Here is a 19,155-nt window from a genome sequence, read left to right as displayed (position 1 = left end):
GTGGGTAGATTTCCTGCCTAAGATGACACGCGTGACGGCCGAACTAGCCATTGGTCCCGGGGGGGACCCGCAGTGGCTCGATACTGCGGAAATGAAAGCATGGCGCGCCTATATGGACGGCGGGCAACGATTGATGGGGGTATTGAACAAGGATCTGCAGGATCGCCACGATCTGTCGATGGCCGAATACCGCATCCTGGTGATGTTGTCGGAATCGGTCGACGGCTCCATCAGAATGAGTGAGCTGGCCGACGGTGTCCTGTCCTCCAGAAGTCGCCTGACGCATCAGATCAGGCGAATGGAACTCCAGGACATGGTGTCTCGCAGTACCTGCGTCAACGACGGCAGAGGCGTGCTCGCGGTGATCACCGACGAGGGCCGTCGGCGATTGACGGAGGCGGCACCCACCCACGTCCGCGGCGTCCGTCAACACCTCGTCGACATCCTCTCGCCCCACGAACTCGAGGTGCTGGGCGACATCTTCGAGAAGGTCGACGCCGCGATGGACGCGTCCGGCTCGACACCGCGGCGATGAGGGGCGATTGGGACTCGGTGCGCTCGGCCGTTTAAGATCGCACACGGAAGCGTGGCAGAGCGGCCCAATGCACTCGCCTTGAAAGCGAGAGACGTGTAAAAGCGTCCGGGGGTTCAAATCCCTCCGCTTCCGCCACATGTCAGGGGCGGTTTAGACAAACCGCCCCTGACATCGAAGCACCTGGCCACGCTCCGGTATGCCACACATGTGACACGTCCTCGGTAGGACCGCGCCATAGCGTTGCGGAAAGGCGTGGATGAAGTTTGCGCTCCCGAGTGGGGACATCCGATACGAGGTGCGGGTGCGTCTGACGCGGGCTGACGGCACGAGACGGTAGACCCAGCGTCGGTTTACTACTGCCGCGCTCGCGGGTGAGTACCTCGACAAGCCTGAACTATATGTATGCGCGAAAAGTGCTGATGCTGAGGAAGAGTCCGAAAACATGCTCGGACTCGGAGAAGGCTATGAACAGCACAGCGAGAACTGCGATCACGACCAGAACGGCGTACACAACGATGTCCGGCTTCCTCATGAGTCCGCTTCCTGTTCGGTGGGATCCTCCGCGATCACGTGGTAGGCAATCTCTTCCAGAAGTGCGCTCGTCTCGCTCGTCCATCCGCCGCATTCGAGGCGTACGTAGCCGTCTTGGAAAGGCGACGCTTCGGTGATGATTCCCGGCCCCAACCGGTACAGCGACGACCACGGTGAGGTGTTCTCGACACGAACACCTGGCTCGAGCACGAGGTCGAGTGGATAGCGCCCGCGATCGGACGGTTCGATCGCGCTGACATCGGACCAACGCACATACCCGCTGTATGCGCGGCCCAGTTCCATACGCATGCCATCGCCGTCGATGTCGATACGAAACCGCCCGACGTACCTCAGAGGAGAGAAAATGCTCGCGCCGATCCCGAGGGCACCGAGCACCAACCACCAGATCCCGTTGTCCGAGCCACCACCGGTCCTGCTCGCGTGGTTCAGCCCGATCCCGATGAAACACAGCCCACAGGAGACCAACGCCGACCACAACCACAATGCCGACGCCCATTGACCGAGAGGGTTCATGGTGAAAACACGACCATTCCCCACCTCATCCGCACGCGATGCACGCCGAGGGGGAAGGCCAGCGAAGACCAGCATCGATGCGCCGAACAACACAAACCCCCCGGCCGCGACGACTCCCACCGCGAAAACAGTATTCGAGTACGCCTCGTACATCACGATCGAACTCGTCGCCACAAGTCCAGCGCCAAGAACGAGTCCGATCAATTTGAGCCAACCGCTCTTCCGGGCCCATCGCGTGTGTAGCACTCTGACGATGTCCACATCGGAATCCACAATCATGTCCTTTACCGAAATCGACGTCACTCAGATCACCAGAGCGTTGAAATCGCCCACGCCGCACGTTGGATCCTTTCGAGCCAGTCTGCGTGCAACACCACATCGATGTGCTCGAGGTCGCCCTCGAAGCTGTTCTTCTCCGCCTCACGGAGAGGGCTTCTGGTCATTCTTGGCGTGCTCGTGGCGATACCGAACCACCGATATGGGTCGAGAAGGTCAGGACCGCAACGGTTTCGGCCATGCTGTCGCATCCTTGGCGGTCACCTTCGGATGCGCGACGATCGCCGCGATGAATGCCGCAATCGACACACCCAAACCATGCGACAACGGCGCAACCACTCTGTCGCCCTCGAGCCATGCGCTCAGGTCCTGAAATACAATTCGAGCCGACTCGGCGGTAGCGATGAGCAATGGTGTGCCGATCACGATCGTTGTGGCCCAGAGCGCGATTCGGACACCAGTCGGCATGCTGAGCGCCCATCCGATACCGACCAGCAGGACGAACCCTATCCAGATGACTAACAGCAGCATGGCGGGCCAGCGAGGGCTAGACGGACGTGCGGTCGTCATCTGTGCTGTCCCTTCCTGGGGTCGGAGGTCTTGTCGTAGGGGTAAGTGCGTTGTCTCCGGGGCCGCTTGGGCGCAGGACCTAGGTCACCCACACCGGACGCACCACCGGCGATGAATGCGCCGATCCAATAGCCCACGCATTTGACGATCCACACCACGTATTTCCAGAACATGGTTGCCAACCTTTCAGGCCGTCTCCGCGACCGCAGGCTTCGTCCGCCACCGCTCGATCCGGTTGTTCGCGCTTCGGAACGACTTCTTCTCGCTTGTCAGCGCGGCCCTTTGCCACGAATTACCTCACCCAACGCTCGATCGGCTCATCGTATTGGCTGACGATACGGCCTGATGGCCTTGCGGTCCGTGTACCAGGGGTGGTGGAGGAAGGGCCGCACTTGAGCGAAGGTGTCGATGACTTGGTGGACTATTCGCTCGATCGCGGCCGCGCCGTGCAGCGGGGAACCATCCGAATTACCAAGTTCTCCGATTTCGATCGTGCCGGCGCCAGCGCGGATCTGCAGCACTGAACTGTCCGCGACTGTCAGTCCGTAGCCCGCGGCAGTTTCGAGCTCGGTAATGGGGTCTCGAAGCACATACGCTCTGGCCAGTCTCCCAGGCATGGGAAGAGTCACGATGCCGTCTTCGACTGCCTTCGCGATCACAACTTCCTCCAGCCTAACGCCGGGCGTGAACGGCATCCTCGGGATCTCACCGTGCACGTACGCAGCTTCCAACTCTGTCGGCGACGCGTCGTCGAGGTCGTCTGGGAGCCAAGTACGCGCCCACTGCGACACATCTCCCACGATTCGGAAGGGCCATTCGCGGGACTCGAACTCGGCCTTCGCCTTCTCCCACGTTATGCGTTGATGCTCGTAGAACTGTGTGAGCGCGGTCGGGGCCTCGGGCGTCTCGCCTTGTTCCTGCTCGGACAGCGGCGGTTCGGCTGGCCGCTGTCGCCGTTGAAACCATCCCCGCACCGACCAGCTCATTCGTCGAGTAAACCACCGCCTGTTTGTGCGCGCACGGTCCCTGAGATTCAGGGGACGCGATGCCACACTGGTCGACATCGAGAGCCTGCAACAGTCTCTATCGACCGAAGGGGCAGCCGATGAACGTCTTCAACCTCGCGAACACAGCAAACGCCAAGACTGAAATGCGCAGGTTACGAAGCCAACTCATCTCCAACTACACCCGAGAAGATGCAGAACGGCTACTCCACGCAGTCCGCAACTTCCGAATCCAACGGGCCATCACTATCAAATACGTCCTCGCGTTCAGCTGCGGCATTTTTGCTGTCGTAGCCTTCGCCAACGCCAACGCCCTGCTGACGGGGCGACACCCGTCGAACTTTCTGGTGGTCGCCCTGGGTGTAGCCGCACTCGCAGTCGCTGTCAGCGCCCAGACCATGTGGCGGAACCGCAGGGACGGGAGATTCGAGAACAGTCTCATCGCAGGAGACAGGGAACTCCGAACAACAGATGACGAGGGCAACCCGTAGACCCTTCTCTGCAGGGACGTGCTTGGTTGGGCGGGCGCGCCGCGAATTCGGTCGAGGATGCGGGGCTGGTAAGGCGATACCTCGACTGCCAAGCTAGAAAATGGACAGTTGCGCCGGATCGGACTGCGCTCGCCGTCGCCTCCGCACAGTGCTGATGGCGCGGTGACGCTCCGGGGCTGATGGCGCGGTGCTGCTTCGGGGCAGCGGAATCCGCAACCCACGCTGACAGTGTCTCCGCCGGAGTGCGGCAAAGTGGGCTCGAGCGGCGAGATGCTCCCTGCAGGAACGGCCGTGGAGTCTGTCAGTGTTGCCCTGCCCGGTTCCTTCGTCACGCTGTCCGCGCAGGAGTTGCCAAGGCCGAGAGTGCGCCGTCCGGCCGATTCGCCAGATTGCTCAAGGTTCAGTTTTACCGGCGAGGCCGGCGAGGGGATCTTCGTCCCCGCCGAGCCAGCCGTCATTGCGGACGCGGACAGCACCGGAACCCGCACGATGACCTTCGCTGCGGATGGGAAGTCCGCAGACCAGTACGGGTTCGTCTCGTGGCTCGACGACACCCACGTGGTGACGGCGATCGTCCTGCCGAGGGAGGAGTCCTCGCCAGGGCAGCTGTACGTGAACCCGGATTCAGGTCGTGAACTGCTCGCCGCCGCAGCATCCCTTAAACGCCTACGCTGGCGTTTCGACCTGTCCGGTGCTCAGAAGGAGGAACGAGATGTCACTCTGCGACCAGCTCGAGGCGCTGATGCCCACGTCTGGCCCCTTCGAGCGGCTGGAGATCGTCGATCCCGCCGACCTCACCTCGGAGGAGGCAGCAATCATCCCGCCTGGATGGATCACGGTCGCGCAGATCGAGGGTCCGGCCGCAGTGCAAGTAGCACTCCAGCTCTGGGAAGCCGCGCTTCCATCCCGGCTTCCCGGCACTGTCGCAGACATCCGAAGTCGTGGCCTCGACGTGCTGATCGGCCGTGCGTACCCCGGCGGGGAGTTTCCCGCTCGCCTTGTACTCGTATACGCACTCTCTGTCTCCTCGCCCGTGCGCAAGGTCGATGCCTGCTTCGGCTACCTCCCCGCGCCGGCTGACGCACTCCCGCCCTTCTGGTCCAGGCTGTCCCATAACATCGGCCGCTTCCACACCGGTGTCCACGACGGGCTCCGGACTCAGCTCGGCGGGCTCCTCCCGTCGACGGGTCTCCGCCCGGTCAGCGCCGACCCCGTGCGAGCGGAAGCGCCGCAGCCCGCGTTCCTCGACCAGAATTTCAACGCGTTGCCGGCGGAGCGAATCCCGCGACTGGAAGATCTTGTCGTCCTCGTCCGGACATTCTCCGACGGTGTCGCGGTGGACCTGTCCGACCCCGACCTCGCGGCATGGGATGTGACTGATCTTTTTCAACCGAGCAAGCTGGAGACATGGTCGGCGATCGACGCAGCATTGATGGACTGTCTGAGCGCACCAGTGGAAAGCTATGCAGAGTTCGGCTACGAGTGACCGTCCACGCACAGTCGGACGTCAACGTCGGCGAGTCATGACCGGCCGATCAAAAAGTCAGGCCCCGTGAACGTGCTGCGATCTAGCGGGGCCTTCGCTGGTCGCGGACCTCAATACGCCGGGCCGCACGACCTTCGATGTCATCGTCGACGGGCTTCGGTATCAAAACTGAGTTACCGCCGGTCCGAACCCCAATGCCGTTGCAATGTTCGACGTCGCAGGGTGGCCAGATAGTCGATCGATGCGAAACACCAACTGCCCACCGTAGCCGCTCCTGGAGGCGGTTCCGCCGTCGCGAACTCCCTGCGATTGGTGCGGAGCATCTTGCCACCGCCATCCTGACTCGCGTCATGGCTTCGCGCCCACGTCTCAACACACAAAATTTCGACCAAGATCAGGCCCCGTAAGCCCGAGCGTGGTCACTCCACATTTATGCGCGGTTGCCCATGAGAATTCTGTTTCCCGCGGCCTCTCCGACAAAAGGCCACCTCAGCACGTTCTTCCCATAACTGGGAGTGTCGGTAGGCTAGATCGTCCGCCGTACTGGCGGTCGTTGAGATCGGACGGCGTGTGTCACCAGTTCGAGCGCTGCTGCTTGTAGCGTGCAGCTATGGGTGTGCCGACCGACCTTTGTCTTGTCGACTCCGTGAACCCTCAGTGAATCGTTGAGTTCTTCGGTTCATAGTCAGTTGCGTGTTACTGCCGCACAACTGAATATGAACACTTTCCGTTCCTAGTTCAGGTTCTTTGATTGATCGGCAGAGGCCGTTGTGACCCGGTCACGATCGAGCCCTGCCGACGAGCTGCCCACGTCACATGTTGGCTCACGGCGTCGCTCTCGCTCGACTCGACGTTGTTCTTCCGCCAATTCGCGGCATTGCCGAAGGAACTCCGCATCGGCATCAGGATTCTGCGCAGTCCGCCGGCCAGGACGAGTTTCGTTCTCCGGGGACGCCGACGTATTGCGCCTGCTGTTACCTCGACCGCCAGGGCCACCCCACCCCAGATTCCGTCAGCAATAGGGCGACCAGCCACGCGAGCGATCACGCAAACGGCAAGAAGATGACCAGCAGGATCCACACATCCAAGTTCGGCTTCGTCGGCGTTATCGCTTGTTGTGCAATCGAGACAGCATGTCGTTCGGATCGACGTTTGAGCGCTTTTGTCGGCTCCGCGAGCAGAATCAGGAACGTTTTGGCGCACTGGCGCTCCGGGTCCATGCTTCCGTACCTAATTGTCGGGAGCGAGCGCACGACTATGTGCTAGCTACTATCAAGCGAACCGTAGGCGTAACCGTTCTGTGACTATGATCCGAATCACTGTAGCCGCAGTGGTGGTCAAGCAGGTCAAGCCATCTAACGGACTGGAATTGACCAGTTTGAGACCCATCTTCCCAGTCAAGTTCGACGGTACAGTCCTAGGGTGGCCTCCGAAGGTTGGTACCTTCCTCGCACTTTCTAGTTATGTTTCAGCTATCTACTTGTAGGGGTGCTGGATGAGGTGGAGTTCGAGAACACCGGCAGTGCGTGTAGAGGATCGACCAGCACGCAGAATGCTGATCGGCTTTCTCGCAGCCGGAGCGTTCGTGACAGGGGCTGTCGGTTTGAGTATCTCGATCACCACCGGGCCTGCTTACGCCAGCCCCGCTGACGATTGCGCAGCCGTGAGAGCCCGCGATCACCAGATCTACCTGAACCTGATCAACTCATTGCCACCAGGGGCACCGATACCGCCAGAGGTAGTCAACCCGTGCCTGACTGCCCCGACTACTACCACCACTGCGACTCCGACGACCACCGTCGGACTTCCCGGCATGCAATCACCTGGCGGCGGTCCGAACGTCGGAGCGAACGCGCCGACGAACTTCCCCACCTATAACGGAACTCCGATCGTTCCGGTCCCTGGTGCGGAAGCGGCTGCGTTTCAGGACTTCCCATCGAATGGGCAACAAGCGACGATCGAGCCCCCTGTGGCAGATTCGGATGACCGAAGCCAGACGGAACCACTCTCCGGCACGAACACACCAGGCGCAGAAGAAGCAGCAGCGACCACAACCCTGCGTGCTCGTCCGCCGGAAGAGGATAAGATAGCGGAGCAGGCTGATCCCGGGGAATGGCGTTCTCCCCCTGTCGATACCGATGCAGCGCAGTACACGGTTCAACTCGCCGGGTTCAATTGGAATGATCTGAATCCCTTCAACCCTGGTGCGGACTACAACCCATTCAGCGACAACTTCTGCTTCTTCGGCCATAACAACGTCGGTGGGTGCCTCGGGAAAGGGATATTCGACGAAGTCCTTCCCGAAATCTTCAAGACCTTCATCAGCTCACTCATTTTCACGGCAATCATCGGACTTATCGTCGCTGGACTATTCGGTGTGGACGGCGTGGCACTCGGTGCTCTCGGTGCTGCCGGGATCTTCCGGCTGCTTCTCGAACTGATCTTGAAGGGCGTCTTGAAGGGCTTCATTGCGAACCTGTGGAAACGACCGCTGTTCTGGGTGTGGTCGAATTGGCACGGCATCTGGGGCAACCGAGGGAACATCTGGGACTTCTTCAAAGATCTGTGGAACTCCCTGAAGAACATGTTCGGCCAGGGCGGGGTGTCCCCTCCGGGCTCGACGGTTCCGGGAACAGTTCCGGCTCCGCCTGCGCCTCCGGAAGAAATAGTGCCGCCGGAACAAGCCCCTGAACCGGAACAAGCCCCTGAACCGGAACCCGAGCCTGAACCGGAACCCGAGCCGGAAGCGGAACCCGAGCCTGAACCAGAGCCTGAACCGGAGCCGGAGCCGGAGCCGGAGCCCGAGCCGGAGCCCGAACCCGAGCCGGAACACGCCCCGGAACCGGAACCGGAACAAACGCCTTCGGCTCCGCCGCAGGAAGAGCCGGGCGACTCCCACGTCCCGAACCCCGACATTGCGATCAAGGCATGATCACTCCAATGGGTGGTCGAGATGTGGAAAGGAAGCGCGAGATGAGAGACCGTCCGAGTCCGCGAACCAAGTTGGCAATCGTCTACGTGGCATCATTTCTGCTGATCCTCGGATTGTCGGCGAGTTGGAAGGCCCTAGGTCTGTCCGACATTCCGGTGTGGGTGTCACTGCTCGTTGCGGTGTTCGGCGCGGCAATCGCTGTCCGCGTGATCGCGATGCCGTTCATGAAGGTCAGTTCGTCGGAGGAACCGAGTGTCCAACTTCTGTTGGCGTCGATGACCGACCGGACGGGGACAACCATGTCTGTGGCGGAGAAACACGAGACGATCCGAACCGTTCGCCGTTCCACCTGGTGGGGATCAGCAGTGTTGATCGTCTTCGGTGTTCTGATGATTGGATATGCATCTCAGCCGGTGCCGATGAAGCTCTTCTGGACTCTGGCGGGATTGTTGCTGGTGCTCGCCGCCATTGCGTGGGGAGTCAGCGGATGGAGAGAGATCCGACGTCTCCGCAAACTCCCCTGAGCCTCGATCCTTCGACTGAGATGATCAACTGTGGTCGACGACTGGATTGTGGGGCCGGGATCTGGTGAAGGACGAACGGTGACGCAGCTCAGCGACTTCGAGGACTACATCACCAGCCATCATCCGTTCGAGCGCCTCGAACTCCTCAGCGTTGGTGACCTGACGGACGACGAACGTCGTTCGCTCCCATCGTCGTGGCTGGCTATCGCCGAACTCGACGGCACTCGAGCTGTCGAGCGGGCGCTGAAAATGTGGGAAGACGCAGTCCCGGGACGATTTCCTGGAACAATTGCCAACCTTCGCGACCGTGGCATCGATGTCCTTCTCGCCCGGGTGCTCCCGCGACAGGGAGATGCGACTCGGGTCATCCTCGTATACGCCATTCTCCGAAACGCCTCGCCCCTGCCATTCGACGCATGCTTCGGTTATTTACCGGCCGAATCGAGTCGGCTTCCAGATTTCTGGCCTCGACTCCCGGAGGATCTCCGTCGGTTCCACACCCAAGTACACGATGGATTCCGCGCCGAGTTCGGTGGACTCTTGCTGTCGGATCGGCTGCGAACGATTGCATCGGACTTCGTTGCGCCCGAGGTGCCAGACTTCGAGTACGTCGATGAAAGTTTCGACACGTTGCCCGAGGACAGGCGTCCCGCGCTCGACAACTTGGTGGTTGTTGTTCGCGAAGGCTCGCGGGGTGTCGCTTTGGACGTCAGTACACCGGAACTGATGGCATGGGAGACATCCGAACTCATAGAGCCGTGTCGCCTGGGGGCGTGGTCGACAATGGATGGTCGCATCATGTCCGCGATGAGTAGTGACGGAGAGTATTACGAACGTCTCGGATATCACGGCATATAGAAGTTGCAGCCACTCGATTGCAGTCTCTTCCAGCTACAACTGGCCGTATCGCGGTGGATGAAGATCGGATCTCGATGCTCGTCGGCAAGACCGACTACCTCTGCACCAGCTCGATCGTCCACGTGCCTGCCTGGCGCGCCGCCTTCTCGATGAAAGGCAGACGTTTCTGTCGGTAGTTGTTCGAACCCGGTCCGCCCGCAAGGGTGGGCCGGGTTTTGTTCGCTCGGGGTGCCGCGGAGAGGCGTCGACACCGCCCCGGTCGACCGTGGCCTCGTTCTGCGCTCACAATTGTCGCCATGAGGACGCGCCGCAGTCGACCGTTACTGCACTTGAAGACACGGTTGTGGACGAATCCACCGTTTGCGAACGTCACCTCGCTTGCCTCCGCGGTCGTGGCCGTCAGTGGCGTGCTCGACGCCGTCACCTCCGATCCTGGCGCTCTCGGTCGGTTGTGGACATGGCTCTGGACGGCCGTCGCCGTAGTTGTGGTTCTGATCCCGGCGGCGATGGGTGAGAGGTTTCCGCGGAGCATCGCCTTGCTGGGCTGCGCTTTGTTCATCGGGGTCACATCGGTCCAGATGGCCACATCGACCCAAGGGATCGTCGCGATCAACAACCTGGTTTTCTATCCGTTGCTCGCCTGCTATCTCGGATGGTTCTTCCGTCGTCTGGTCGCCAGGTCGGTTGTAGGAGTGGCGATTGCGGCATCCGGCGTCGGCGTTGCGCTCAGCCCCAGCGGATCGCTGACGGTCACCTGGCTCAATCTGATGCTCGCGTCGCTGTTCTGTCTCGAGTCTGCGAGCTATCTCTACCGCCGCTTGCAACGGCAGGTCGAGACGGACTCATTGACCGGGGCTGTGAACCGGATCGGGTTTGAGCGCAACGGAAGTCAGTACCTACGGTGGGCAGAGAAGTCCGGTGCACCTCTGGCATTGGTGATGATCGACCTGGACCGCTTCAAGCGAGTGAACGATGAGTACGGGCACCACGCCGGCGACCGCGTGCTGGCTCGATTCGTCACCGAAGTTCGACGCGGCCTTCGTGCGTCCGATGTGGTCGCGCGCATCGGAGGCGATGAGTTCGCCCTCGTCCTGCCCGGAATCGATGAGGAGAGTGCCCAGAGTCTGGTGGAGCGTCTTCAGTCGCTCACCTCCAGCGCGTGGTCTTCGGGTTCGGCAGTGAGTTCGCGCGGCGACACCATGGACTCGCTTCTGGCTCGTGCGGATGCTCGACTGCTCGAAGCCAAACGAGTCAGTCACTCGGCAAAACCCGACAGATCAGAGCGGCCCTGACCGTCGCGCGCCCTCAGTCCACCGCTCCAAGCTCAATCCGGTCTCGAAGCGTCGCACAGCTTTCGAGATTGGATCCGTGAATTCGATTGCACTGGCGAGTAATTGGAGCGGATCGGTGAAATCGTCGACGGCTCGGCCGGTTGCCGTCGGGTAGAGATCGTCGCCGAGGATGGGTACACCGAGCGAATTCATGTGCAATCGCAGTTGATGGGTGCGGCCGGTCAACGGTGTCAGTCGGTAGCGACCGAGCCCGTCTCGATGCTCCAGGAGTTCGACGGTGGTGTGCGCGTTGGGTTCTCCGTCGACCTGGTGGGCGGTGAATTGCCCCTTCTCCGAGACGATTCGGCTGCGAACGACGGTGGGCAAGGTCAGCGTGGGGTCATGCAGTGCGACCGCCTCGTACTCCTTGCGGACCTTCCGATCCTGGAAGAGTGTCTGATACGCGCCGCGCAGTGTCGGGTCGATGACGAACAGGACCAGGCCTGCGGTGACGCGATCGAGTCGGTGAGCGGGCACCAGTTGCGGCAGGTCGAGTTCGAGTCGCAATCGCACGAGTGCGGTCTGCAGGATATGTCCGCCGCGGGGGATGGTCGGCAGAAAGTGCGGCTTGTCGATCACCAGCAACGCGTCGTCTCGGTACACGATCGAGATATCGAACGGCACAACGGTTTCCGACGGTAGATCGCGGTGGAACCAGACTGCCTCGCCGGGAACGTATGGAGCGTCCAAGGGTAAGGGACCGGCCATGTCGACGATCTCGTCGGCGTCGAACATGGCGTCGATGCGGTGCGGAGGAATCCGGAACTCGGTCGCTGTCAGGAACTCACGGACGGTGCGCCAGGTGCCGTCCTCGGGCATCCGGATTCGCGCGGGATCGAGACCGTGCCGCTTCGCCAGGGGTGGTTGCTGGCGTCGTCTCACCGGATGAGCGTATCCGCCCGCCGACATCGCACTTGTGCAGACAAATCAGTGTTATCTGTCTGCACAAGTGCGAATTCGCTACTCGCAGCCGATGCCGTCGTCGTCGCGGTCGAGATGAGGCCCGTAGCCGTAGTCGCCTCGATAGACCGGGGCGGCACCGGCGTCACGCGCCGCATCACAATTCTTGTACTGGAATGCCCCGCCGGAGGGAGCAGGTGCTGCCAGTGGGGCCGGCGGTGGGGGAAGGAGTACCGGGCAGAACTGGGCCGATCCGCTGCTGCAGAGGAAATCGTTGATCGGGTCGGCCGAGGCGACGGCCGGGGCGGTGACCAGAGCGGCCGCAGCGATCGCACCGCTGATGCCGATCTTGACCAGCAGGTTCTTCGTCTTCATGGAACTCCAATCGAGGGGATGTGTTGTGGAGCATTCTCGGCCCATTGTTGAACTGTCAATCAAGTCATTCGAGTGACCTACGCCGCGACTCCGCGAATGCGAATGTGTTTGGAACCCGGCGATTCGGCGTATCTACGAACGTATGAGCGAAAACGAGCAGGTCAATCAGAACCCCGAGAAGGATCCCGACGATTGGGTCACCGGCGACGAGCCGATGACCGGCCCACAGAAGAGCTACCTGGGCACCCTTGCGCAGGAAGCGGGAGAGGAAGTTCCCGAGGGTCTCAACAAGGCGCAGGCGTCGGAAATGATCGACAAGCTGCAGGGCGAAACCGGCCGCGGCTGAATCGACGCCGCAGAGGTCCACTCGATGTGACATTGACCCCCGAAAAGTCCACCGAATGTCACATCGAGTGCCCCGCGTGAACGGCGTGTACGAGGACATCCGACCAGGTAGACCGTTATGCCTCGAGTATATGTAACAAAGGATCACGCGGACTTTTGGACCCGCATGTGCGCGGCTATTGTGAGCGAACCCACAGCTTTAGCGTGCGCGCAACTCGGTGGGTACGTTGAGTGACGGATGTTGTTTTTGTTGCGCCCCGTGAGGGTGCGCCGGGGGAGGATGGGCAATCTGATGCACCGCCGAGTGTTGGCAGTAGCGGGAACTGCTCTGGCAGTGTCGCTGCTGGGGTCGGGTCTCGCCGGGGCGCAGCCGCTTCCCGATACCGGCAGTTCCGACGGTGGCGGTGCGGCTCCCGGAATCACAGCTCAGTCCCTGCCAGCGGCGTCGGCACGCATCGATCGTGTGGACATGCTGACCGACCGTCGCGCTGCGGTGTGGGTCGACTCACCCGCGATGGGACGCGCCATTCAGGTCCAGGTTCTTCTTCCGGCCGCGCAGGCCGTGTCCCGCCCGACGCTCTACATGCTCGACGGTGTCAGCGCGGGCAAAGAATCCGATTACAAGGAAAGCACCTGGACGCAGAAGACCGACATCGTCGACTTCTTCGCGGACAAGCAGGTCAACGTCGTGCTCCCGGTCGGTGGATCGAGCAGCTATTACACGGACTGGAACGTGCCGGATCCGGTGCTCGGCGTGAACAAGTGGGAGACGTTTCTGACGTCGGAGCTGCCGCCGCTGATCGATGCGCGCTTCTCCGGTAACGGCACCAACGCGATCTCGGGTGTGTCGATGGGTGCCCAGGCCGCGATGGACCTGATCACCCGTCACCCCAGCCTCTACACCGGAGTCGCAGGCCTGAGTGGTTGCTACGACAATTCGCAGACCAACTTCAAGGACGCGGTGCGCGCCACCGTCGCCACGAACGGCGGCAACGCGACCAACATGTGGGGCGAGAACACCGATCCCCGGTGGGTCGAGCACGATCCGTCACGTAATGCCGAAGCGCTCCGCGGCAAGGACGTCTACTTGTCCGTCGGCACCGGCCTGCCCGGTCCGTACGAGCTCGGCCCCGGTGGTAGCGGCGTCGAGAGCGCACTGATGGGCGGACCGCTCGAGGCGGCCGCGCTGTACTGCACCACCGTGTTCGATACTCGACTCCGGTCGCTCGACATCCCCGCGACAGTTGTCTACCGCCCGTACGGGATCCATCAGTGGCCGTACTGGCAGGACGACCTACGTGAATCCTGGCCGACGCTCGAGCGCGCGCTAGGCCTGTAGAGCAAACTTCAGAAATGCGTCGTTCTCGTGCGGGTCGCCGATGGTGACCCGCACTCCGTCGTTTCCGTAGGCGCGCAGCAGTACGCCCTGTTCGGCGGCAGCAGCAGCGAATTCACCCGAGCGTTCTGCCAGCGGCAGCCAGACGAAGTTGGACTGCGATGCACCGACGTCGTAGCCGCCCGCCACGAGCGCATCGCGCACACGATCGCGTTCCGCGATGAGACCATCGGTGCGAGCGAGCAGTTCCGCCGAGGCCTCCAACGACGCCACCGCCGCCTGCTGGGCAACGGTGCTGACCGCGAACGCGATCCGCACCTTCGACAGTGCCGTGATCACCTCGGGATCGGCAATCGCGTAACCCACCCGCAAACCGGCGAGTCCGTAGGCCTTGGAGAACGTCCGCAGCACGATCACGTTGCGTCGTCCGCGTGCCAGCTCCACTCCGTCGGTGTGGTTGCCCGCGTCGGGGCGGGTGTATTCGAAGTAGGCCTCGTCGAGGACCACGAGAATGTTCGACGGCACCGCGTCGAGAAACGCCTCGAGCTTGTCGCGCTGAACGACCGTTCCGGTCGGGTTGTTCGGGTTGCAGACGAAGATCAGCCGGGTGCGGTCGGTGATCGCGGCGAGCATCGCGTCCAGATCGTGCACGTGGTCGGCGGTCAACGGAACCCGGACGGGCGTCGCGCCGGCGACGCTGGTGACGATGGGGTACGCCTCGAACGAGCGCCAGGCGAACAACACTTCGTCGCCGGGACCGCAGGTGATCTGGACGACCTCCTGGCACAGCGAGACGGAACCACTTCCGACGGCCACGTTCTCCGTGGCGACGCCGAGCTTCTTCGCCAGTGACTCGACGAGCGCGGTCGCTCGATTGTCGGGGTAGCGATTGACGCCGCCGACGGCCTCCGCGATCGCGTCGCGCACGCTCGGCAGCGGTCCCTGCGTCGTCTCGTTGCTCGCCAGTTTGATCGCACCCGGAAAGGTGCGGCCGGGAACGTAGGCGGGGATGGCGTCGAGGTCGGGGCGGATGCGCGCGGTCACGGCTGCCATTATGCGCCCAGGTTCGGGGTTGACTTCTACGCGTCCGTGATATTGCTGTGCACGACCGGACCGATCGTCCTATCTTCGATAAGTATGTCGGGAATATTGAGCGACGTCGCAGTTCTTCGGTCCGCCTCCGCGCCCACGGTCGGCGCGGACGACGTGGTGGACACGTCCGCGCACGAATCACCCCCGCGAGAGAAAGTGCCGTTGACGGCCGTCGAACCCGATGGGCCACCTCGCGGCGGAATCGTCGTGCTGCACGAGGCCCGTGAGGTGCCCGAGTCTCTGCTCGACCTGCTGCGCGCGCTCGCGTTGGAAGGCTGGCTGGCCGTCGCTCCGAACCTGTTCCATCGAGGCCACGGCGACGACAAGGAAGTATTCGGCGACGACCTCTTCGCCGACTTCGACGCCACCTCCGACTGGCTCGTCCAACGCGGTGTCTATCCCGACTGTGTCGGAGTCATCGGGTTCGACGACGCAGGGACGGCAGCGTTGATCGTGGCCACCAGCCGTCCGGTCGGGGCGGCGGTCAGTGTCGCTGCGGCCGGAATCGTCGAACCGCTCAACTCCGACGCAGTCGCGTTGGTCGAGGCAGCACCCAAGCTGCAGGCCCCCTGGCTCGGTCTCTACGGCGAGGACGACCCGCACACCCCACCCGATCACATCGAAGCCCTTCGCGACGCCGCCACGCGCGCCTCAGTGGCCACGAACGTCGTCAGCTATTCAGGGCTGAAGCATCGAGCCGACCATCCCCGCGAACAACCGGGCAGCTCCGATCACAGCGACCCGGCAGCGGCCGCGCTCGTCGACGCGCAGACCCGAATCTTCGATTGGTTCGACAGCTTCATGCGCTGAAGAGCAACAAGCATCTTTTACGCGAACGCCGCGCGAACCAGAGGCGTCGACCAGCCGTTTTGCCTTCTGGCCTTTGCCGTGTGTAATCTCTTTCCTCGGCGGTCCGAGAGGGCCGGCAGCCTAGGAGGCGTGCCAGAGCGGCCGAATGGGAGTCACTGCTAATGACTTGTCCTTTCACCGGGACCGGAGGTTCAAATCCTCTCGCCTCCGCCACGAACGGTAGATCGTTACCGTTCAGCTAGACCAGTTGGATAACTGAACATGCGCCCGTAGCTCAACGGATAGAGCACTTGACTACGGATCAAGAGGTTAGGGGTTCGAATCCCTTCGGGCGCACAGAAGAAGAAGCCCCGAACTGCAGCGATGCGGTTCGGGGCTTTTTCGTCGGCGTTGTCGCGGCGCATCCCAGGTACGACTCGGTGTTCCGAGTTGCCAACAGCCGGAATACGGCGTTACCTGGGCATCTATGACTTCCCGAACTCACATCCCGGTCGGCTCTTCCGACCCTGACCGTCACGAGGTCGACGCCGGGCAGAACGGGACGTCGACCTCCGCCATCCGCCCGCCTCGACTCGACAGAGTGGTCTTCGGTGTCGCAGCCGTCGTTGTGGTTGCCATCATCGTGTGGGGCCTGGTGGTGCCGGACAATCTCGAGTCCGTCTCGTCCTCGACACTGAACTGGCTCGTGACCAACCTCGGCTGGCTCTTCATCCTCGCCGCCACCGGGTTCGTGATCTTCTCGCTTTATCTGGCGGTGTCCAAGTTCGGACGTATCCCGCTGGGTGCAGACGGCGAGAAGCCCGAATTCAAGACCGTCAGCTGGATCGCGATGATGTTCAGTGCAGGCATGGGCATCGGCCTGATGTTCTACGGCGTCTCCGAGCCACTGACTCACTTCGTCACACCGCCTCCGGGAACGGGCGGTGGCGTCGGAACTGCCATGGCCACCACCATGTTCCATTGGAGCTTGCACCCGTGGTCCATTTACGCGGTGATGGGCCTGGCCATCGCGTACGGCACGTATCGCCGCGGTCGCAAGCAACTCATCAGCTCTGCGTTCATTCCTTTGATAGGTCGCCGCGCCGAAGGCCCGATCGGCAAGATCATCGACATCCTGGCCATCTTCGCGACGCTGTTCGGTACTGCAGCATCGCTGGGACTCGGTGCGCTGCAAATCGGTTCCGGATTCGAGGTGGTCGGCTGGATCGGTGAGAGCGGCACACTGTTGCTCGTCGCCATCGTCGCGTTGTTGACGCTGGCGTTCGTGGCATCGGCGGTGTCCGGCGTCTCCAAGGGCATTCAGTGGCTCTCCAACACCAACATGGTGCTTGCGTTGGTCCTTGCCATCTTCGTGTTCGTCGTCGGCCCGACTGTGTTCATCCTCAACATCATTCCGACGAGTATCGGCGACTACGCGTCTCAACTGTTCGACATGTCCGCCCGGTCGGCGGCGAACTCGGATCCAGAGACGGCTTCGTGGCTCTCGTCGTGGACCATCTTCTATTGGGCGTGGTGGATCTCGTGGACCCCGTTCGTCGGAATGTTCCTGGCGCGCATCAGCCGTGGCCGCACCATTCGTGAATTCATCGTCGGTGTCATCCTGATCCCGAGTGCTGTGTCACTGGTGTGGTTCGCGATCTTCGGCGGTGCCGGTATCGGTGAACAGCAGGACGGCATCGACCTCGCGACCCGCGACAGCACCGAGTCGCAGCTGTTCGGAATGCTCGAAAACCTGCCCCTGTTCGGCATTTCGACCGTTCTCGTCGTGGTGCTCGTCGGTATCTTCTTCGTCTCCGGTGCCGACGCCGCGTCGATGGTGATGGGATCGCTGTCGCAGCGCGGAACGCTCGAGCCGAGCAAGTGGGTCGTGGTGTTCTGGGGCACGTTGACCGGCGCAACAGCGGCGATCATCCTGTGGACCGGAGGCTCCGACGCGCTCAACGGCCTCCAAACGATGACCATCATTGCAGCGGCACCCTTCGTGGTCGTCATGATCGGATTGTGTGTCTCGTTGTATCGGGACCTCAGCAACGATCCGATGATCCTGCACCCGGCACCTCGCCGCAAGAAAGACAAGGTCACCTAGGGCCCGTTCGAGACTCGAACCCCCTCGGACGGATAACAGAAAAGCCCCGAACTGCAGTGATGCAGTTCGGGGCGTTTTCGTCGTTGTCGCCGCGTTCGCCGTCCGGCGCAGTGATGGTCGCTAGTCCTGAGGAGAGCGCACACGGTCGAAGACAGCCCAGAACAGTTCGTACAACCCGTATGCGGCGAGGCTGGCCAGAGCCCCCCACCAGAAGCCGACGTCGAAGACGTTGAAGGCGATCAACTGACAGATCAACAGGCATATGATGAACACTCGCCAACGACGCTGTTTTCGTCGAGCGGCCGCAGAGGGTCCCCGCTCCACATAGTCGACCGGGCGCATGGGTTCCACCACCTCACGTTCTCACATCCCGTTCGCTGAGTCAGCCGGTCGCACTCAACCCAGAACGACATCGACCACGAGTGCGCCGGCGAAGACCAGCAGCAGAAGTCCCACTCCGAGTTCGAGGTTCGCCAGTCCCCGCGGTCCGAGATTGCGAAATGCTGTGACGCCGAACAGGACCAGTATCGGCAGATACACGATTCCGACGAGGACATCGGCAGAACCGAGAATTCCGAGTTGCATGGCAACGGGCCACGAGGACGATCGGTCGACGAACTGCGGCAGCACGGCGACGAAGAACAGGATCACTTTCGGGTTCGTCAGGTTGGTCACGAAAGTGCGTCTGAAGGCATGTCTACGGGCATGGCGACCGGACACCGGCTCGGTGCCGTCGGTGAGGGGGCTTCCGCCTCGACGCCTCATGCGGCCGCTCTCCATCAGCGCCCGAATGCCGAGGTAGGCGAGGTACGCGGCACCGAGAATTGCGAGAACGGTGAGGCTGCCGGGAAGCGCGACGATCAATGCCGACAGACCCACTGCGCTCACCAGCATGTGCACGGCCAAACTGCACAAGGCGCCGGCAGCTGCCGCCATCGCAACGAGCCGGCCACCGACGCTCGAACGCAGGATCATCACGGTGTCGGGCCCGGGCGAAATGTAGCTGGCCAACACCAACGGCAGGAAGACGGCCCACTGCACACTCACGGGTGCTCGATCTCCTGTCGTTCGTCGTCGGGTGATGGAACCCTAGAGTGTGTCGGACGCGCCGGTGACGGGAGCCCCGTGCATCGCGACAC

Annotated in this window: 22 protein-coding genes, 3 tRNA genes and 1 pseudogene; 15 read left to right on the top strand and 11 right to left on the bottom strand. The window is 62.1% G+C overall.

Translation table 11 applies throughout. From position 1 onward, the window contains the following. The first annotated feature begins 22 nt into the window (after positions 1 to 22). Positions 23 to 535, top strand: a complete 513-nt coding sequence (locus CH302_RS23330; RefSeq protein WP_052047305.1) for a MarR family winged helix-turn-helix transcriptional regulator — start codon at positions 23 to 25, stop codon at positions 533 to 535. A gap of 45 nt (positions 536 to 580) precedes the next feature. After that, positions 581 to 670, top strand: a tRNA-Ser gene (locus CH302_RS23325). Between the two features lie 259 nt (positions 671 to 929). Here CH302_RS23325 and CH302_RS30275 read toward each other — a convergent pair. From CH302_RS30275 to CH302_RS23310, 5 genes are all read right to left on the bottom strand, one after another. Continuing rightward, entirely contained in the window at positions 930 to 1,067 is a 138-nt protein-coding gene (locus CH302_RS30275; protein WP_155292874.1) for a hypothetical protein, read from the bottom strand. Further along, positions 1,064 to 1,600 (bottom strand): hypothetical protein, encoded by a 537-nt coding sequence (locus CH302_RS23320; RefSeq protein ID WP_141216715.1) that lies wholly within the window; start codon positions 1,598 to 1,600, stop codon positions 1,064 to 1,066. Before CH302_RS23320 ends, CH302_RS30275 begins: the two co-directional genes overlap by 4 nt. Before the next feature lie 308 nt (positions 1,601 to 1,908). Then, entirely contained in the window at positions 1,909 to 2,043 is a 135-nt protein-coding gene (locus CH302_RS30725; RefSeq protein ID WP_255138859.1) for a hypothetical protein, read from the bottom strand. 49 nt (positions 2,044 to 2,092) lie between these two features. Then, complete coding sequence (locus CH302_RS23315; protein ID WP_141216714.1) at positions 2,093 to 2,446, bottom strand: hypothetical protein; 354 nt, start codon at positions 2,444 to 2,446, stop codon at positions 2,093 to 2,095. Positions 2,447 to 2,763: 317 nt separating this feature from the next. Then, a complete protein-coding gene (locus CH302_RS23310) occupies positions 2,764 to 3,432 on the bottom strand; it encodes a hypothetical protein (RefSeq protein ID WP_037187268.1) in 669 nt (222 codons plus the stop codon). A gap of 119 nt (positions 3,433 to 3,551) precedes the next feature. Between CH302_RS23310 and CH302_RS23305 the strand changes: the two genes are divergently transcribed. The 3 genes and pseudogenes from CH302_RS23305 to CH302_RS30720 all read left to right on the top strand — a co-directional run bounded on the left by CH302_RS23305 (position 3,552) and on the right by CH302_RS30720 (position 5,427). Further along, positions 3,552 to 3,941 (top strand): hypothetical protein, encoded by a 390-nt coding sequence (locus tag CH302_RS23305; RefSeq protein ID WP_037187271.1) that lies wholly within the window; start codon positions 3,552 to 3,554, stop codon positions 3,939 to 3,941. Positions 3,942 to 4,169: 228 nt separating this feature from the next. Next, positions 4,170 to 4,586, top strand: a pseudogene (locus tag CH302_RS30915) (DUF5642 family protein); the annotation flags it as partial. 67 nt (positions 4,587 to 4,653) lie between these two features. Further along, positions 4,654 to 5,427: a hypothetical protein gene (locus CH302_RS30720; RefSeq protein WP_037187274.1), complete on the top strand. Its 774-nt coding sequence runs from the start codon at positions 4,654 to 4,656 to the stop codon at positions 5,425 to 5,427. 1,043 nt (positions 5,428 to 6,470) lie between these two features. Here the strand turns inward: CH302_RS30720 and CH302_RS30260 are convergent. Then, the gene (locus tag CH302_RS30260; protein ID WP_155292875.1) at positions 6,471 to 6,647 is read right to left on the bottom strand and encodes a hypothetical protein; all 177 of its coding nucleotides are present in this window, start codon (positions 6,645 to 6,647) and stop codon (positions 6,471 to 6,473) included. Positions 6,648 to 6,979: 332 nt separating this feature from the next. On the opposite strand from CH302_RS30260, the gene CH302_RS30255 reads away from it, so the two are divergent. From CH302_RS30255 to CH302_RS23280, 4 genes are all read left to right on the top strand, one after another. Further along, the gene (locus CH302_RS30255; protein ID WP_037187277.1) at positions 6,980 to 8,359 is read left to right on the top strand and encodes a hypothetical protein; all 1,380 of its coding nucleotides are present in this window, start codon (positions 6,980 to 6,982) and stop codon (positions 8,357 to 8,359) included. 41 nt (positions 8,360 to 8,400) lie between these two features. Beyond that, positions 8,401 to 8,883: a hypothetical protein gene (locus tag CH302_RS23290; RefSeq protein WP_037187279.1), complete on the top strand. Its 483-nt coding sequence runs from the start codon at positions 8,401 to 8,403 to the stop codon at positions 8,881 to 8,883. A gap of 78 nt (positions 8,884 to 8,961) precedes the next feature. Further along, entirely contained in the window at positions 8,962 to 9,741 is a 780-nt protein-coding gene (locus CH302_RS23285) for a hypothetical protein (RefSeq protein WP_141216713.1), read from the top strand. A 329-nt stretch (positions 9,742 to 10,070) separates the two neighbouring features. Then, positions 10,071 to 11,033, top strand: a complete 963-nt coding sequence (locus CH302_RS23280) for a GGDEF domain-containing protein (RefSeq protein WP_052047306.1) — start codon at positions 10,071 to 10,073, stop codon at positions 11,031 to 11,033. On the opposite strand, the gene CH302_RS23275 is transcribed toward CH302_RS23280, so the two are convergent. Both CH302_RS23275 and CH302_RS23270 read right to left on the bottom strand, forming a co-directional pair. Then, positions 11,019 to 11,981, bottom strand: a complete 963-nt coding sequence (locus CH302_RS23275) for a pseudouridine synthase (protein ID WP_217903131.1) — start codon at positions 11,979 to 11,981, stop codon at positions 11,019 to 11,021. The genes CH302_RS23280 and CH302_RS23275 overlap by 15 nt on opposite strands. 51 nt (positions 11,982 to 12,032) lie before the next feature. Next, positions 12,033 to 12,347 carry an excalibur calcium-binding domain-containing protein gene (locus CH302_RS23270; RefSeq protein WP_037187287.1) on the bottom strand — a complete coding sequence of 105 codons (315 nt, stop codon included), beginning with the start codon at positions 12,345 to 12,347 and terminating at the stop codon, positions 12,033 to 12,035. Positions 12,348 to 12,489: 142 nt separating this feature from the next. On the opposite strand from CH302_RS23270, the gene CH302_RS23265 reads away from it, so the two are divergent. Beyond that, positions 12,490 to 12,693 carry a DUF3072 domain-containing protein gene (locus CH302_RS23265; protein ID WP_037187289.1) on the top strand — a complete coding sequence of 68 codons (204 nt, stop codon included), beginning with the start codon at positions 12,490 to 12,492 and terminating at the stop codon, positions 12,691 to 12,693. 291 nt (positions 12,694 to 12,984) lie between these two features. Continuing rightward, positions 12,985 to 14,031: an alpha/beta hydrolase gene (locus CH302_RS23260; RefSeq protein ID WP_037188761.1), complete on the top strand. Its 1,047-nt coding sequence runs from the start codon at positions 12,985 to 12,987 to the stop codon at positions 14,029 to 14,031. Here the strand turns inward: CH302_RS23260 and hisC are convergent. Then, the gene (gene hisC / locus CH302_RS23255; protein ID WP_037188764.1) at positions 14,020 to 15,072 is read right to left on the bottom strand and encodes a histidinol-phosphate transaminase; all 1,053 of its coding nucleotides are present in this window, start codon (positions 15,070 to 15,072) and stop codon (positions 14,020 to 14,022) included. The two genes, CH302_RS23260 and hisC, sit on opposite strands and share 12 nt — an antisense overlap. Positions 15,073 to 15,165: 93 nt before the next feature. Here hisC and CH302_RS23250 point away from each other — a divergent pair, with 93 nt between their 5' ends. The 4 genes from CH302_RS23250 to CH302_RS23235 all read left to right on the top strand — a co-directional run bounded on the left by CH302_RS23250 (position 15,166) and on the right by CH302_RS23235 (position 18,016). Beyond that, on the top strand, positions 15,166 to 15,930 hold the full coding sequence (locus tag CH302_RS23250; protein WP_037187291.1) for a dienelactone hydrolase family protein: 765 nt from the start codon (positions 15,166 to 15,168) through the stop codon (positions 15,928 to 15,930). A 123-nt stretch (positions 15,931 to 16,053) separates the two neighbouring features. Further along, positions 16,054 to 16,143: transfer RNA gene (locus tag CH302_RS23245), tRNA-Ser, on the top strand. A gap of 50 nt (positions 16,144 to 16,193) precedes the next feature. After that, positions 16,194 to 16,266, top strand: a tRNA-Arg gene (locus CH302_RS23240). Positions 16,267 to 16,396: 130 nt separating this feature from the next. After that, the gene (locus tag CH302_RS23235) at positions 16,397 to 18,016 is read left to right on the top strand and encodes a BCCT family transporter (RefSeq protein ID WP_082323464.1); all 1,620 of its coding nucleotides are present in this window, start codon (positions 16,397 to 16,399) and stop codon (positions 18,014 to 18,016) included. A 120-nt stretch (positions 18,017 to 18,136) separates the two neighbouring features. On the opposite strand, the gene CH302_RS30715 is transcribed toward CH302_RS23235, so the two are convergent. Next, positions 18,137 to 18,271, bottom strand: coding sequence for a hypothetical protein (locus CH302_RS30715; protein ID WP_255138856.1), 135 nt, complete (start codon positions 18,269 to 18,271; stop codon positions 18,137 to 18,139). Positions 18,272 to 18,412: 141 nt separating this feature from the next. Beyond that, positions 18,413 to 19,063 carry a LysE family translocator gene (locus CH302_RS23230; RefSeq protein WP_094650075.1) on the bottom strand — a complete coding sequence of 217 codons (651 nt, stop codon included), beginning with the start codon at positions 19,061 to 19,063 and terminating at the stop codon, positions 18,413 to 18,415. Between the last annotated feature and the right edge of the window lie 92 nt (positions 19,064 to 19,155).

This window comes from Rhodococcus sp. 15-2388-1-1a, from assembly GCF_002259145.1.
Classification (GTDB): Bacteria; Actinomycetota; Actinomycetes; order Mycobacteriales; family Mycobacteriaceae; genus Rhodococcoides.
Note: the sequence above shows the minus strand (reverse complement) of the source record. Positions and strands in the feature narration are given on the sequence as shown.